Source organism: Natronomonas gomsonensis, from assembly GCF_013391635.1.
GTDB classification, from domain to species: Archaea; Halobacteriota; Halobacteria; order Halobacteriales; family Haloarculaceae; genus Natronomonas; species Natronomonas gomsonensis_A.
This window is the reverse complement of the sequence record NZ_JACAWU010000001.1, coordinates 50,590-64,444: the sequence shown is the minus strand read 5'-3', so window position 1 is coordinate 64,444 and position 13,855 is coordinate 50,590. Positions and strand designations below refer to the sequence as shown.

General features: G+C 65.8%; 17 protein-coding genes. 10 read left to right on the top strand and 7 right to left on the bottom strand.

Annotated features, from left to right (window positions below):
• The first annotated feature begins 90 nt into the window (after window positions 1–90).
• On the top strand, window positions 91–1,602 hold the full coding sequence (locus HWX69_RS00375; RefSeq protein ID WP_178915099.1) for a sensor histidine kinase: 1,512 nt from the start codon (window positions 91–93) through the stop codon (window positions 1,600–1,602).
• Window position 1,603: 1 nt separating this feature from the next.
• Here HWX69_RS00375 and HWX69_RS00370 read toward each other — a convergent pair whose 3' ends face one another.
• From HWX69_RS00370 to HWX69_RS00355, 4 genes are all read right to left on the bottom strand, one after another.
• The gene (locus HWX69_RS00370) at window positions 1,604–2,707 is read right to left on the bottom strand and encodes a mandelate racemase/muconate lactonizing enzyme family protein (RefSeq protein WP_178915098.1); all 1,104 of its coding nucleotides are present in this window, start codon (window positions 2,705–2,707) and stop codon (window positions 1,604–1,606) included.
• A 54-nt stretch (window positions 2,708–2,761) separates the two neighbouring features.
• Window positions 2,762–4,456, bottom strand: coding sequence for a sensor histidine kinase (locus HWX69_RS00365; protein WP_178915097.1), 1,695 nt, complete (start codon window positions 4,454–4,456; stop codon window positions 2,762–2,764).
• 98 nt (window positions 4,457–4,554) lie between these two features.
• On the bottom strand, window positions 4,555–4,845 hold the full coding sequence (locus HWX69_RS00360) for a DUF424 domain-containing protein (protein ID WP_156709620.1): 291 nt from the start codon (window positions 4,843–4,845) through the stop codon (window positions 4,555–4,557).
• The gene (locus tag HWX69_RS00355; protein ID WP_178915096.1) at window positions 4,845–5,591 is read right to left on the bottom strand and encodes a tetratricopeptide repeat protein; all 747 of its coding nucleotides are present in this window, start codon (window positions 5,589–5,591) and stop codon (window positions 4,845–4,847) included. The genes HWX69_RS00360 and HWX69_RS00355 overlap by 1 nt, the downstream gene beginning before the upstream one ends.
• Before the next feature lie 105 nt (window positions 5,592–5,696).
• On the opposite strand from HWX69_RS00355, the gene thpR reads away from it, so the two are divergent.
• From thpR to HWX69_RS00335, 4 genes are all read left to right on the top strand, one after another.
• A complete protein-coding gene (thpR, locus tag HWX69_RS00350) occupies window positions 5,697–6,254 on the top strand; it encodes an RNA 2',3'-cyclic phosphodiesterase (protein ID WP_178915095.1) in 558 nt (185 codons plus the stop codon).
• A gap of 200 nt (window positions 6,255–6,454) precedes the next feature.
• Window positions 6,455–6,607: a 50S ribosomal protein L39e gene (locus tag HWX69_RS00345; protein ID WP_156709617.1), complete on the top strand. Its 153-nt coding sequence runs from the start codon at window positions 6,455–6,457 to the stop codon at window positions 6,605–6,607.
• Window positions 6,604–6,876 carry a 50S ribosomal protein L31e gene (locus tag HWX69_RS00340; protein ID WP_156709616.1) on the top strand — a complete coding sequence of 91 codons (273 nt, stop codon included), beginning with the start codon at window positions 6,604–6,606 and terminating at the stop codon, window positions 6,874–6,876. The genes HWX69_RS00345 and HWX69_RS00340 overlap by 4 nt, the downstream gene beginning before the upstream one ends.
• A gap of 1 nt (window position 6,877) precedes the next feature.
• On the top strand, window positions 6,878–7,543 hold the full coding sequence (locus HWX69_RS00335) for a translation initiation factor IF-6 (RefSeq protein WP_178915094.1): 666 nt from the start codon (window positions 6,878–6,880) through the stop codon (window positions 7,541–7,543).
• Between the two features lie 9 nt (window positions 7,544–7,552).
• Here HWX69_RS00335 and HWX69_RS00330 read toward each other — a convergent pair whose 3' ends face one another.
• Entirely contained in the window at window positions 7,553–8,476 is a 924-nt protein-coding gene (locus HWX69_RS00330) for a DUF4013 domain-containing protein (RefSeq protein WP_178915093.1), read from the bottom strand.
• Window positions 8,477–8,626: 150 nt separating this feature from the next.
• On the opposite strand from HWX69_RS00330, the gene rpl18a reads away from it, so the two are divergent.
• The 3 genes from rpl18a to ftsY are packed head-to-tail and all read left to right on the top strand — an operon-like array spanning window position 8,627 to window position 10,350.
• Window positions 8,627–8,800 carry a 50S ribosomal protein L18Ae gene (gene rpl18a / locus HWX69_RS00325; RefSeq protein ID WP_156709614.1) on the top strand — a complete coding sequence of 58 codons (174 nt, stop codon included), beginning with the start codon at window positions 8,627–8,629 and terminating at the stop codon, window positions 8,798–8,800.
• Complete coding sequence (gene pfdA, locus HWX69_RS00320; protein ID WP_178915092.1) at window positions 8,797–9,258, top strand: prefoldin subunit alpha; 462 nt, start codon at window positions 8,797–8,799, stop codon at window positions 9,256–9,258. Before rpl18a ends, pfdA begins: the two co-directional genes overlap by 4 nt.
• 6 nt (window positions 9,259–9,264) lie before the next feature.
• Window positions 9,265–10,350 carry a signal recognition particle-docking protein FtsY gene (gene ftsY, locus HWX69_RS00315; RefSeq protein WP_178915091.1) on the top strand — a complete coding sequence of 362 codons (1,086 nt, stop codon included), beginning with the start codon at window positions 9,265–9,267 and terminating at the stop codon, window positions 10,348–10,350.
• Between the two features lie 4 nt (window positions 10,351–10,354).
• On the opposite strand, the gene HWX69_RS00310 is transcribed toward ftsY, so the two are convergent.
• Together HWX69_RS00310 and HWX69_RS00305 are read right to left on the bottom strand one after the other, a co-directional pair.
• On the bottom strand, window positions 10,355–11,158 hold the full coding sequence (locus HWX69_RS00310) for a hypothetical protein (protein WP_178915090.1): 804 nt from the start codon (window positions 11,156–11,158) through the stop codon (window positions 10,355–10,357).
• 91 nt (window positions 11,159–11,249) lie between these two features.
• Window positions 11,250–12,002, bottom strand: a complete 753-nt coding sequence (locus HWX69_RS00305; protein ID WP_178915089.1) for a crotonase/enoyl-CoA hydratase family protein — start codon at window positions 12,000–12,002, stop codon at window positions 11,250–11,252.
• A gap of 135 nt (window positions 12,003–12,137) precedes the next feature.
• Between HWX69_RS00305 and HWX69_RS00300 the strand changes: the two genes are divergently transcribed.
• Both HWX69_RS00300 and HWX69_RS00295 read left to right on the top strand, forming a co-directional pair.
• Complete coding sequence (locus HWX69_RS00300; RefSeq protein ID WP_178915088.1) at window positions 12,138–13,538, top strand: lamin tail domain-containing protein; 1,401 nt, start codon at window positions 12,138–12,140, stop codon at window positions 13,536–13,538.
• Window positions 13,535–13,825 (top strand): DUF3006 domain-containing protein, encoded by a 291-nt coding sequence (locus tag HWX69_RS00295; protein WP_178915087.1) that lies wholly within the window; start codon window positions 13,535–13,537, stop codon window positions 13,823–13,825. Before HWX69_RS00300 ends, HWX69_RS00295 begins: the two co-directional genes overlap by 4 nt.
• Window positions 13,826–13,855: the final 30 nt, after the last annotated feature.

Below are 13,855 nucleotides of genomic sequence, written 5' to 3'. Positions count from 1 at the left end.
CCGGGTAAAGGGGTTGGAGGCTGGTTACTCCTTCGGTCCTACGGGCCGCTATGTGGGGATTGAAGAGACAGGGGGCGAATACTGTGGTGGATGCGTCTCTCGCTCTCCGGCCGGACATCGACGGCCCTCGTCTTCGGATTCGGGGCCTTCCTCTCGGTCGTCCACGCCTATCACGCCCTCTCACACGAGACGCTGGCCACCGGAACCATCCTCGGCGCCGTCGTCCCGTTCGGTCTCGCGGTCGCGATTGCGGCGGTCCCCATCGCGCTGTATCGGGGCGACCGCGACGTGGTCCCGGTTATCGCGGCGTGGGTCCTCCTCGGTGCGGCCACGCTCGGCGTCGTCTCGACCGCCGTCGTCGCCCACCAGTTCGTCGAGGGCGTCCTCGTCGCGGAGGCGCTGTTCGTCGTCGCGGCGGCGGCGACGGGCGGCGGGCTCTTGGGCTCTCTCGCCGGGTGGTACGACGCACAGACCCGGCGGCGTGCCGACCTCGTCGAATCGCTCCAGCAGGCGACGACGGACCTCTCGGCGGCGACGACACAACAGGAGGTGTGTGAACGGGCGGTCGAAATCGCCAATCAGGTCCTCGATCTGCCCGTCACCGGGGTGTGGCTCTACGACGACGAGACCGACGCGCTCGTCCCCGCGGCCGTCGCCAACCCCGGTCAGGAACTGTTCGAGAACCCCCCGAGGTACGCTTCTGGAGAGAGCCTCTCGTGGCAGGCCTTCGAATCCGGCGAGATGACGGTTTACGACGACGTTCAGTCCGTCGACGGGGTTCACAACCCCGACACCGTGATTCGTTCGGAGATAGTTATTCCGTTGGGAGCGTACGGTGTGATGAATCTCGGCGCGACGGAACCGAACGCCTTCGACGACCTCGACGTGACGGTGGCGAAACTGCTCGCGACGGCGACGAGGGCCGCGCTGGGCCGCGCCGACCGCGAGGAGGTCCTCCGCAGACAGCGCCGCGAACTCAGTCGACAGAACGAGCGGTTAGAGGAGTTCACCTCCGTCGTCAGCCACGACCTCCGGAGTCCGCTGTCGGTCGCCAAGGGTCGGCTCGACCTCGCCCGCGAGCAGTACGACGACGAGGACCTCCAAGCGACCGCCGACGCGCTCGACCGGATGGACTCGCTCATCGAGAACCTGCTCGCACTCGCCAAACAGGGCCGGACGGTCGGTGACGTCCGGACGGTCTCGCTGGCCGACGTCGCCGAGACGGCGTGGGAGAACGTCGAAACCGCCGAGGCGACGCTCTCGACCGAGGATGAGGCCATCGACGCCGACCCCGGTCGTCTCCGACAACTCCTCGAGAACCTCTTCACCAACGCCGTCATCCACGGTGGCGAGACGGTGTCGGTCCGCGTCGAACCGACCGAGTTCGGCTTCGTCGTCGCCGACGACGGCCCCGGCATTCCCGCCTCGGAACGCGAACGGGTGTTCGAGGTCGGTTACACCGACCACGAGTCGGGAACCGGGTTCGGACTCCCCATCGTCCGCCGCATCGCCGTCGCCCACGGCTGGTCGGTCGCTGTCGAGGAAAGCGAGTCGGGCGGCGCACGGTTCGAGTTCCGATTCGACGGCGACGCGGCGGAGTGAGCTACTCGGCGTCGGCCAACACGCCGTCGGGAATCTCGATGCCGAGGCCGGGTTTCTCGGGTGCGCGAATCGTCCCGTCGTCGTGTTCGAAGCCGTCTTCGAGCATGAACGACCACACGTCGGGCGTCCACGGCGGCTCCATCGGGTACTCACACCACGGACTGCCGACGGCGGTCATCACCTGCAGGTTCGCCGCGAAGCCGACGGCGTTCGTCCAGGTGTGGGGCACGAACTGGAGGCCGTGTTCCTGTCCCATCCGCGCAACGTCGACTGCCCGCCGAATCCCCGTCGCCAGCGCCGCGTCGGGCTGGAGGATGTCCAGGGACCCCTGCCGGACGAACTCCCGGAAGTGATGGGTGCCGTTGTTGAACTCCCCGCCGGCGATGTTGACGTCCACGGCGTCTCGGAGCCGACTGTACCCCTCGTAGTCGTGGCGATGCAGCGGCTCTTCGAGCCACGCAACGCCGCCGACCTCGTCGAGACCGCGGGCGAACTCCAAGGCGTCGGCGAAGGACCACTCGATTGGGTCTTCCATCACGCGAACGGCCCACCCCTTGTTCGCGTCGACCATCAGCGTCAACTCGGGGAAGGCCTCTCGCACTCGCCGAACCGTCTCGATGTGGTCGACTTCCGTCACCCGGAGTTTGACGGCCTCGAAGCCCTCATCGACGCGTTTTTCGACGTAGTCGATTCGCTCCTCGGCGTCCATCACCTCGCCCGTCGAGGCGTACACCGGGATGTCCCGGGCCTGTGCACCGAACAGTTCGTAGACGGGCTTGTCGGCGTCCTTGCCGATGATGTCCCACAGCGCCATCTCGACGTGCCACGGTCGCGGGCCGACGAGGTTGACCGTCTCCAGTTTGCCGAGAATCCCCTCGACGTTGTGGGGGTCCTCGCCGGTCAGAAACAGCTCCAGCGGCGTTTCGTAGTCGAGGCCGCCCGCGAACGACGGCGAGGCACCGTAGCCGGTGATGCCCTCGTCGGTTTCGATTTCGAACAACTCGAGTTCGTGAGTCGACTGCGGGTAGCCGGGAATCCACGTCGGGTAGAACGGCTCCTCCAGGGTGTGGTCGAGGTGGTACTGATTGACGCCTGTTATCTGCATGGGCCCACCCCATCGGGAAACGGCTTCAAACTTCGGCCACGGGTTGCCGGTTACTTATTTCGTCCGGCCCCACGGGGTGTCGACGTCCGGTCGCTCCCGTTGCGGGCCGGCGTGCAGTTGGACGCTCCGGAACTCGAAGCGGGCTCCGCCGGTATCCGAGTCGGTCACCGACACCTCCCACCCGTGGGCGACGGCGATACTCCGGACGACGGGAAGGCCGAGTCCGGTCCCGCCGTGTGTCGAATAGCCGTAATCGAACACGTCGGCCCGGGCGTCGGTCGGGATGCCGATGCCGTCGTCGGCGACGAAAAAGCCGTCCGAGAGCATCCCAATGCGAACGGTGACGCTGTCGTCGTCGCCGGGGGCGTGTTCGACGCAGTTCCGGAACAGTTTCTCGAGCAGGTTCGTCAGTCGCGTCTCGTCGGCGAGTATCCACCCGTCGTCGACCGCCTGAAGCGTCGCGTCGTCCGTCTCGACGTTCGCCCAGGCTCGCTCTGCGACCTCCGCGACCGGAACCGGCTCGGTCTCCTCGACGACCTGTCCCTCCTCGCCGAGGGTCAGCAAGTCGTCGACGAGCGTCTCCATGCGGTCGGTCGCCGGGTCGACCTGTTCGAGATACGAAACCTCTCCCGTCTCGCGGGCGAGCTCGGTGTACCCCGTTATCGCGTTCAGCGGGTTCCGGAGGTCGTGGGCGGCGACGCGGGTGAACTCCTCTAAGCGCTCGTTTTGCTCGCGAAGCTGTCGCCGTCGGCGCATCCGTTCGGTCACGTCGCTGACCAGCAGAACCGAACCGATTCCTTCGATGGGGACCTCCCGGGAGCGATACCACCGCTCCGTGCCGCTGGTGTCGAGCGGCGTCGCATCGCCGTCGGCGTCGGAGAGCGCCGCCGGAAGGAGGTCGGATATCTCTTCGCCGACCGGGTCGTCGGCGTCGAGCAGCGACGCCGCAGCGGTATTGAAGTCGACGAGGCGCCGGCGGTCGTCGAGGACGAACACCGCGTCGTCGATGGCGTCGACGACCGACGACCGGGCAATCGGCGTCAGGTCGGTCAACCGGGCGCGGAACACCGCATACGCGATGAACACGCCGCCGAGAGCGAACCCGACCGGCGTCGGGTCGACGGGGAAGCCACCGACGGGTCCGAACACGTAGGCGACGTTCGTCCCCCACGGCAGGGCGACGCCGAAGAGCAACGGGAGCGCCTGTCGCCGGTAGTGACTCCGGTTCCCCGCGGCGAACCGAACGAGGAGGAGGGTCCCGCCACCCAACAGCGCGTAACTGTACAGCGAGTGGACCCAGAACCACGGTCCGGCAGTCGTCTCGAAGACGACCGTTCCGGCCATCGTCGACCGCTCGACGCCGGCGAAGAACAGGCCATGCACCGGATTTGTCGCCAACAGGAGCAACGAGAGGGCCGGAACGACGAACAGGCCGGCGAGTTGCCGTCCCGTCACCCGTGGCTTCGACCCGGTGTAGCGGACCGTGAAAACGAAAAACAGGGCCGTCGACCCCACGACGCCGGCGTACATCACGAGCGTCAGGGCGTACCAGGCGGCCTCCGTCGAGACCGCCGTCCGACCGAGCGCGCCGACGGACCACGAAAACACCGCGACCATCGTGAGGCCGAACGCCCTCGAAACCCGGCCGGAGCGCCGGTACAAACAGTACCCCGACAGCCCGCCGGCGACCACCATGGCGGCCACGTACCCGATGAGAAACGGCAGTGAGACGGGTGTGGCCAGTGGCATTTACTCGCACACTCACTACCGACTCAAATAATTCTACCGGGCCATCTCGCCGCCGTCATGATGTTTGTTCTATATTTCTTAGATATTCGGCCCGGAACTCAGAGCCGGAGGTACTGGGCGTGGACCGTCTCCTCGAACTCGAGGACGTTCTCGCTGTCGACGAAGCCGTGTTCGACGGCGATTTGGACCGCCTGGTCGCCGACGAGGTTCGCCACCGCCGCCCCCGAGAGGCTGGCGACGACCTCCTCGGCGGTCGCCTCCTCGCCGTCGTAAAAGTCCCGCTCGACGGTCAGCGACACCTCGCCGTTCTCGAAGGTTTCCCCGAGTACGTCGGCGTCACAGACGGAGACGAGCGTTCCCTCCTGTGTCGGCCGCTCCCGCAGTAACATCATTTCTCCCGTGACTCGACGAGTTTCTCCTCGGCGTTCTGTCTGAGTTCCTCTGCCTCTTCGGCGACTTCCTCGGCGCGGTCGTCTTCACCCATCGCCTCGAGTGCGCGGGCTTTCTCCTCCAGCACGTCGGGATTGCGGTGGCCCAGTCGGAGTGCGTTGTCGAAACAGGAGACGGCGTCCTCGGCCAGTCCCCGTTCGAGCAGGAAGAATCCACGGTTGTACCACCCTTGCGGGAACCGGGGGTCCAACTCGACGGCGCGTTCGGCGTGTTCGAGCGCCTGTTCGCTCTGGCCGGACTCCCACAGCGCGTACGCGAGATTCGTCTCCGCCGAGGCGGCGTGTTCGGAGTCGTCGTCGATGGCGAGTGCCTCTCGGTAGGATTCGATGGCTCGCTGGAACTCCTGTAACTCGGCGTGGGCGGCGCCCTTGTTCACCCACGCCTCCTGTTCGATGCCGTCGTCGTCGGCGAAGTTCGCGACGCGCTCGAACGCCTCGGTCGCCTGCTCGTGGCGGTTGATGCGCATGTACTCCAGTCCCACGTCGAGGAGGCTCTCGGCGTCGACCTGGTCCGCCGGTATCTGCCGGCGGTCGAGCGTGTCGGCGACGACACGGGAGTCCACCGGGTCTACCATCCCCGGGTCGATGTCCAACTCCGGCGGGTCGAGGTCGAACCCATCGTAGGGGTCGCCGAACCCCTGGCCCTCGGAGAACTCGTGTGAGTCGTCGGGTTCCTCGTCAGTCATAGCCGGGAGTTGGCCGCGAGCGCGGTTAAGGCCTACGGGCCCGCCTCGTGACGGCGGCCGTACCCTGTTCGGTGTTTTATGCTCGCTCGAAACGTATCGCCCCGTATGCGACTGTTCGTGAGTGTCGACCTCGATGGCCTCGGCGAGGGGGTCGCTGAGGCCCAAGCGCCGTTCGCCGACCGCCCCGGATTGAACCCGACCGACCCCGAGAGCGCCCATATCACGATGAAGTTCCTCGGAGACGGTCCCGCCGGCGGTCACGACCTCGATGCGCTGTCGACGGCTATCGAGACGGCCGTCGAAACGGCCGACGTGGGCCCGTTCGACGCTCGATTCGAAGGATTGGGCGTCTTCCCCTCGCTGGAGTACATCAGCGTCGTCTGGTTGGGTATCGAAGACGGAAGCGCCGAACTCACCGCGCTTCACGAAGCGCTGGAGGCCGAAACGACTGCACTCGGCTACGACGCCGAATCCCACGAGTTTACCCCCCACGTCACCCTGGCGCGGATGGACCACGCCGCCGCAAAGGAGACTGTCCAAGAGACAGTCGAGGAGACCCATCCCGAGGCCGGGACGCTTCACGTCGAAGAGCTGCGGCTCACCGAGAGTACGCTGACGCCGGCGGGACCGGAATACGAGACTCTCGAGCGGTTTCCGCTGTGACCGTTCGTTCTTCGAAGCCCCTCGCTCACCTTCACGAGGCCCCTCACTCCGTTCGAGCCCTCTCCCCGCGGTCGGGCTCTCGCGCCCAACTCACGGCTCACTACGTTCGCCGTTCGTCTTTCCGAGGCCCCTCGCTACGCTCGGCGCCTCGCACCCAAAGGAACAAGAATTTAAACACCGCGAGGGAACACAGCGACACTATGAGCAAGAAGTCGAAGGCCAAAAAGAAGCGGCTGGCCAAACTGGAGAACCAGAACAGCCGCGTCCCCGCGTGGGTCATCATGAAGACCGACCGCGACACGCTGCGCAACCACAAGCGCCGCAACTGGCGTCGGAGTGACACGGACGAATGAGCGCCGAATTCGACGAGCGCGTCATGACGGTCCCGCTCCGAGACATCCTCGCGGAGTCGAAGGGCCAGCGCGCCGATAAGGCGATGAGCCTCGTTCGCTCCCATCTCGCACAGCACTTCAACGTCGAGGAAGACGCCGTCCGTCTGGACCCCTCCATCAACGAGGAAATCTGGTCGCGCGGCCGCTCGAAACCGCCGAAGAAAGTCCGCGTCCGGGCCGCCCGCTTCGAGGAAGAGGGCGAGGCCGTCGTGGAAGCCGAAACCGCATAACGTGCTCCGCGCGGCCCTCTCCGGCTCTTCCTACGTCGGCGTCTTCGCGCGGGCCACGGACGACTGTCTGCTCGTTCGTCCAGACCTCGAGGAGTCGCTACGCGAGGACTTCGAGGACGAACTCGACGTTCCCGCAGTGCCGACCACCGTCGCCGGGTCCTCGACGGTCGGCGCCCTCGCCGTCGGCAACGAGAACGGCCTGCTCGTCAGCCAGCGGGCCACCGACCGCGAGTGCGACCGCATCGAGGAGGCGACGGACCTCCCGGTCGTCGAACTCCCGGGCCGCATCAACGCCGCCGGCAACGTCGTGTTGGCGAACGACACGGGCGCGTACGTCCATCCCGACCTCTCGCGGAAGGCGATACGGGCCGTCGAGGACGCACTCGACGTGCCGGTCGAACGCGGGATGCTCGCGGACGTGCGAACGGTCGGCACCGCCGCCGTCGTCACCAACGAGGGCGTGCTGTGTCATCCGAAAACGACCGACGAGGAACTCGACGCCCTAGAGGACGTCTTCGGCGTCTACGCCGACATCGGGACGGTCAACTACGGCGGACCGCTGGTCGGTTCGGGCCTCATCGCCAACTCCTCCGGCTACATCGTCGGCGAGGACACCACCGGGCCGGAGTTGGGCCGCATCGACGACGCCCTCGGCTTCATCGACTGACGCCGGGATTCAGAACTCCGACCCGAGCGTCGACTCGTTTTCCAGTTCCGGCACGACACCCTCCAGCATCGACTCCCGGTAGAAGTACGCGAACAGCAAAAACGGGATGAAGACGACGAACGGCTGGACGAGGATGAGAAGCGGGAACGCCAGCAGAATCCCGACGACGGTGATGAGCAGGACGAGGAACACCAACATCATCGCGAGGGTGATTCCGAACGTCCCGAGGAAGCCGAAGAGGAGTGCCTTCAGGTAGTTCGTCGTCTTGACGAACTCCAGAAACCGGAGGCCGCTGTAGGTTCGGGTGACGCTTCCGGTCGCCATGAACGTCGGCAGGACGCCGCCGCCGACGTACAGCGTCGCCAGATACAGCGGTATCGCCAGCAGCATCACCGACGGCGCATCGAGGGCGGTCGACAGACCGACCGGAACCGCGATTGCGATGAGCATCGCGATGAACACCGGTATCCCGACGACCGAAATCAGTAAGCCGTCGACGAACAGTCCGCCCCAGTCGCCGTACTCCGGCGGTCGATGGTCGCCACGGATGGCCGCCCGCCCGAGTCGGTAGGCGTAGCCGTAGACGAACACGAACGGGAAGATGACCAGTCCCGCCAGAAACAGCAGTCCGGCGCTTATGAGCATCTGCTCCCAGCCGTCGGCGATGGGGTAGGTGAGCGCGAACCCCAACGGGCCCTTTTTGAAGTAATCCTCCCCGTCGTCGGTTTCTGCGGGCCGTGCCGTTTGCGGCTCCGAGTGCTCCCCGGCCGTTTCGGCGGGTTCGCCCCATCCGGAGGCGTCGGCGCCGCTACCCGTCTCTCGCTCCGTTCCCCACTGGTTGCGGTCCGCCGACGGCTGGACGAGTTCCGACCCACAATCGGGGCAGTACCGCCCGTCGTCGACAGTTCTGTCGCACTGTTGGCAGTATGGCATGGGTGACACTGTCGGACGAGGATGTTAACCGTTCGGGTGGTTTCGAGCAGCCGACCGCAGGAGGGCGGCGTAATTTGGTGGCTGGAGGCTGCGAACACTCGGAGGGAAGATGAGGAAGATACTTCCCGCTCGCGCGTCGTATCACGTAGTATGAGTGAGTTTACTGTTACGGGAACGTTCCCTGCTCGGTTCGGCGAGCAGGCCTTCGAGAAGACACTGGACGCGCCGAACGAAAACGTCGCGGTCGAGCACGTGTACACCCAGTTCGGCTCCCAACACGGTCTGAAGCGCACGCAGATTTCCATCGACGAGGTGTCGGCATGAGCCTCGGTGGTGGCGGTGGCGGCGGCGCGATGCAGCAGCTCCAACAGCAACTGCAGGCACTCGAGCAGGAGAAAGAGGCTATCGAGGCCGAAATCGAGGACGTCCGCGACGAGCAGTCCGAAATCGACGAGGCCATCGAGGCCATCGAGACGCTCGACAGCGACTCGACGGTCCAGGTCCCGCTCGGCGGCGGCGCCTACGTCCGTGCCGAAATCGCCGACATCGACGAGATCGTCGTCAGCCTCGGCGGCGGCTACGCGGCCGAACGAGACAGCGAGGGTGCAGTCGAATCGCTGGAACGGAAGAAGGACACCCTCGACGAGCGCATCGAGGAACTCGAAGCGGAAATCGAGGAAGTCGAATCCGAATCCGAGAACCTCGAAGAGCGCGCCCAGCAGATGCAGCAACAGCAGATGCAGCAGATGCAGCAGCAGATGTCCCAGCAGGACGACGAGTAAGGCCACATGTTCGACGGACTGAAGGACAAACTCGGCCGCTTCAAAGACGACGTCGAAGAGGAGGCCGAGGACGGAGATGCCGACGCCGCCGAGGAAGCGGCTGCTGAGGCCGATTCTGGCGCCGAAACATCCGAAACGCCGGACGTCGTGGGTAATTCCGACGCCGAGAGCGACTCGACGGAGGCCGACGACGACGACGGCCCCGGACTGGCGAAGAAGGCGGCACTGGCGGCCACCGGCAAGACGATTATCACCGAGGAGGAACTCGAAGAGCCCCTCGAACAGCTTGAACTGGAACTCCTGCAGGGCGACGTCGAGATGAGCGTCGCCAGCGAAATCACCGACCGCATCCGCGAGCAGTTGGTCGGGGAGACCCGCAAACAGGTCGAATCCGGCGAGCAGGTCGTCGAACGAGCTATCGCCGACGCCCTGCGCGAGGTCATCGGTGTCGGACAGTTCGACTTCGAAGGTCGCATCGCCGAGACGGAGAAACCGGTCGTCATCGTCTTCACCGGTGTCAACGGGGTCGGCAAGACCACGACCATCGCCAAACTCTCCGAGTGGCTCGAAGAGCGCGGCCTCTCGTCGGTGATGGCCAACGGCGACACCTACCGCGCCGGGGCCAACGAGCAGATTCGCGAGCACGCCGAGAACCTCGACCGGAAGCTCATCGCCCACGAACAGGGCGGGGACCCGGCGGCGGTCATCTACGACGCCGTCGAGTACGCCGAGGCCCACGACATCGACGTGGTGTTGGGTGATACCGCCGGTCGACTGCACACCTCCAACGACCTGATGGCGCAACTGGAGAAAATCGACCGCGTCGTCGACCCCGACATGACGCTGTTCGTCGACGAAGCGGTCGCCGGACAGGACGCGACCAACCGCGCCCGGGAGTTCAACGACGCCGCAGCAATCGACGGTGCGGTGCTCACGAAAGCCGACGCGGACTCACAGGGCGGTGCCGCAATCTCCATCGCTCACGTCACCGGGAAGCCGATTCTCTTCCTCGGCACCGGCCAGGGATACGGGGACCTCGAACGGTTCGACCCCGATGTCATCGTCGACCGGCTGCTCCGCGAAGAGGAGTAGGTGGTCAGGCGGTGGCTTCGTTGTACGGCACTTCTAGCAGCCTATCGCCACAGTCCTCACAGCCGACGGCGACGACGGTGTGGGAACGACAGCAGGATTCGACGGTTTCGGTGTCGGCGGTGACGAGGCCGCCGCAACTCGGACAGGTTTCGACGAACACCCGCAGCCCGCTGAGCAATTGGCTCCGCGCCCGGGAATCGAGGCGGTCCCACTCGACCCACTCGGGGAGTTCCGTCGCCGCGGCGAGGTCGGCCAGCAGCGCCGACCGCGACTCCCACTGGCCGATTCGAGTCGTGTCGTTTCGAGCGAGGTAGGCGTCGCCGTGTGATTCGAAGGTGACTTCGTCGGCATCGAGCCCCAGTTGTTCGGCGAGTTCGGCTCGCAGGGCATCGTCGTCGGCTATCGCGTCGATGTGGCGTTGCCACGCCCGCTCGAAGTCGTCCGTCAAACAGAGGTCGTCGCCCTCGCAGGGCTCGACGACGCCCGATTCGAGCAGCACCGTCTCGGGGTCGAAATCCTCGGCCGAAATCGGCTCGCGGTCGGCCGCCGGCGCCTTGTCGAACTTCGCCAGCAGCCACTCCGGGAAGTACCGCTTGGTCAGTTCGGGCGTTCCCGGGACGAGATATCCGCGGAGCCAGATGCTCCCGACGGCGACGACGGCGAAGACGAGGGCTGCGGGCGGCACCAGCACCGCAAGCGCCGCCGTCACCGCCGCAGCGATGAGGAGGTTCGTCGCCGTACACGGTACACAGCGATTCTCGCCGGTGTACTCCGGACGACGGACCCGTTCGAGTACTCCCTGAGACATGGGCGGAGATTCGTCCCGGGCGGCAAAAGGGTGCCGCACGGAATCGACGATTCTATATCGCGAATAGCAGTTTATTATTCGATTCCGGGCGTCACTCCTCGTCAGGGACGCCTTCCCCGCTGCGGCCCGCTCCGTCGGCAAACCGGTCGGCTCCGGCCTCGGCCACGTCGAGCGCACGCGACCCGTGCCAGCCTTCGGCCGCCAGCCCCTGTTCCAGCGTCGACCCGAGGCCGTCGTAGACGGCTTCCCGGTCCGTCCGGAGCGTCTCTTGTGGGAAGTCGGCGACGGTCTCGCCCAACCGGACCGCGGCGTCAAGTGCTTCTCCCTCGCCGACGAGCCGGTTGACCAGTCCCCACTCCGTGGCAGTCTCGGGGTCGATTTCCCGCCCGGTGAGTATCATGTCCAGGGCCCGGCCCAGTCCGACGACGTGTGGGAGCCGTTGTGTACCGCCGTCGACTAACGGGACGCCGAAGCGGCGCTCGAAACAGCCGAAAACGGCGGATGCACTCGCGATACGGAGGTCACACCAGAGAGCCATTTCCAGTCCGCCGGCGACGCAGTGGCCCTCGATGGCCGCGATGGTCGGCTTCGAGACGCGCGTCCGCGTGAACCCGAGCCACCCCTCCGGTCGGTCCTCTAAGTCCATCGCTTTGAGGTCTGCACCCGCGGAGAACGTCCCTTCGCTGCCGGTCAACACGCCGACGAGGGCGTCGTCGTCCTCCTCGAAGCGCGCCCACGCGTCGCCGAGGGATTCAGCGGTTTCGTTGTCGATGGCGTTGCGCCGTCCGGGGCGGTCGACCGTGACGACGGCGACCGGTCCCTCGCGTTCGTAATGGACTGCCATAGCCCACGAACCGACCGATGGTAGTATAAAAAGAGTGGCGCCAGCCGAACGCGATAAACTGTATATCGTAATATAGAATCACCACTCGTCGGTCCGACCCACGCATCTATACGCCTCCCGTTCGAACGAATTGCCGTGTCATCAGTTCGTCCGCTCGCAGTCGTTTTCCTCGTCTGTGCGGTCGTCCTCGCCGGCTGTTCGGCCGCGCCCGTCTCCATCGAGGACGATTCGACACCGACGCCAGAGTCCGGTAGCATCTCGACCAACGGAACTGTCGCCGTCCACAACATCAACGTCGGCCAGTCGGTGAGTACGCTCGTCGTCGGCCCGACGGGTGAGACGATGCTCATCGACACCGGCCACTACAACGACGACGGCGAGTACGTCATCGACTACCTCCAGCGACAGGACATCGACCGCATCGACTACCTCGTCACGTCCCACAACGATGCCGACCACATCGGCGGCAACGCGGCCGTCATCGAGTACTTCGAGACCGAAGCCGACGGTATCGGCGCGGTGTACGACCCCGGTATCGCCGCGAGTACCGCCACCTACGGGGAGTACCTCGACGCCATCGAGCGCCACGACGTGACGCTATACGAGACGCGAGCCGGCGATTCGATTCCGTTCGACGGCGTCGAAACCGAGGTGCTCGGGCCGCCCGAACCCTACGTCGACGGCGAGGACCGAAACGAGAACAGCATCGTCCTCCGACTCTCCTACGGTTCGACGAGTTTCCTCTACACTGGCGACGCCGAGGAGGACGCCGAGCGACGACTCGTCGAGGAGTACGGCTCGGGGCTGGGCTCGACGGTGTACAAGGCCGGCCACCACGGGAGCAGCAGTTCCAGCAGCGAGACGCTGCTCGATGCCGTCGACCCGAAGGCCGCCGTCGTTTCGAGCGCGTACGACTCCCAGTACGGCCACCCACACGACGAGGTGCTTGAGGCGTTCTCCGAGCGGTCGATTCCGACCTTCTGGACGGCGACCCACGGTAACGTCGTCTTCGTCACCAACGGCGAGGGCGTCTCCGTCCGAACACAGGCTGACGCCCCGACGGACCCGCTGTCGATTCGCGACGCGGCGCGGGTCGACCCGGGAACGACGACGGCGCTGGAAGAGCGCGCCCGAATCGGCGCTGCGCCGTCGACAACGTCGACCCCGACCGAGACGGCGCGGGCCGACGGCGGCACCGAAACCGAGGGTGAACTGGTCGTCGAGACGATTCACGCCGACGCTGACGGCGACGACCGCGAGAACCTCAACGACGAGTACGTGACCTTCCGCAACGCCGGGGACGGTCCGCTCGATTTGCGCGGCTGGACGCTCCGGGACGAAGCCGACAAAACGTACACCTTCCCCGAATTGACGCTTTCGGCCGGCGAGACAGTCACCGTCTACACCGGGAGCGGCACCGACACCGATACGGAACTGTACTGGGGGGCCGACAGCCCGGTCTGGAACAACGCTGGCGACACCGTAATCGTGACGAACGCGGCGGGCGAACGTGTCCTCACGGAGGAGTACTCATGATTCCAGACGGGCGCTACGTCGCGGTGGTCGACCGCATCGAAGACGGAATCGCGGCGGTGATTCCGGAAGCCGACGGCGTCGGCGAGGAACTCCTCGTCGACCCCGAGGCGTTACCGGAACCGGCCCGTCACGCCGACGCAGTCCTCGATATCGTGGTCGCCGACGGGGAACTCCGCGAAGCGACGTACGACGCCGAGGAAACGGAACGGCGAAAAGAGGGTGCCCAGAGCCGATTCGATAGGCTCTCGAAACGCCCACCGAAAGATGAGGAAGACGCCGAAGAGTAGTGACGCTCGGCCATCAATCGGGCGAAAACG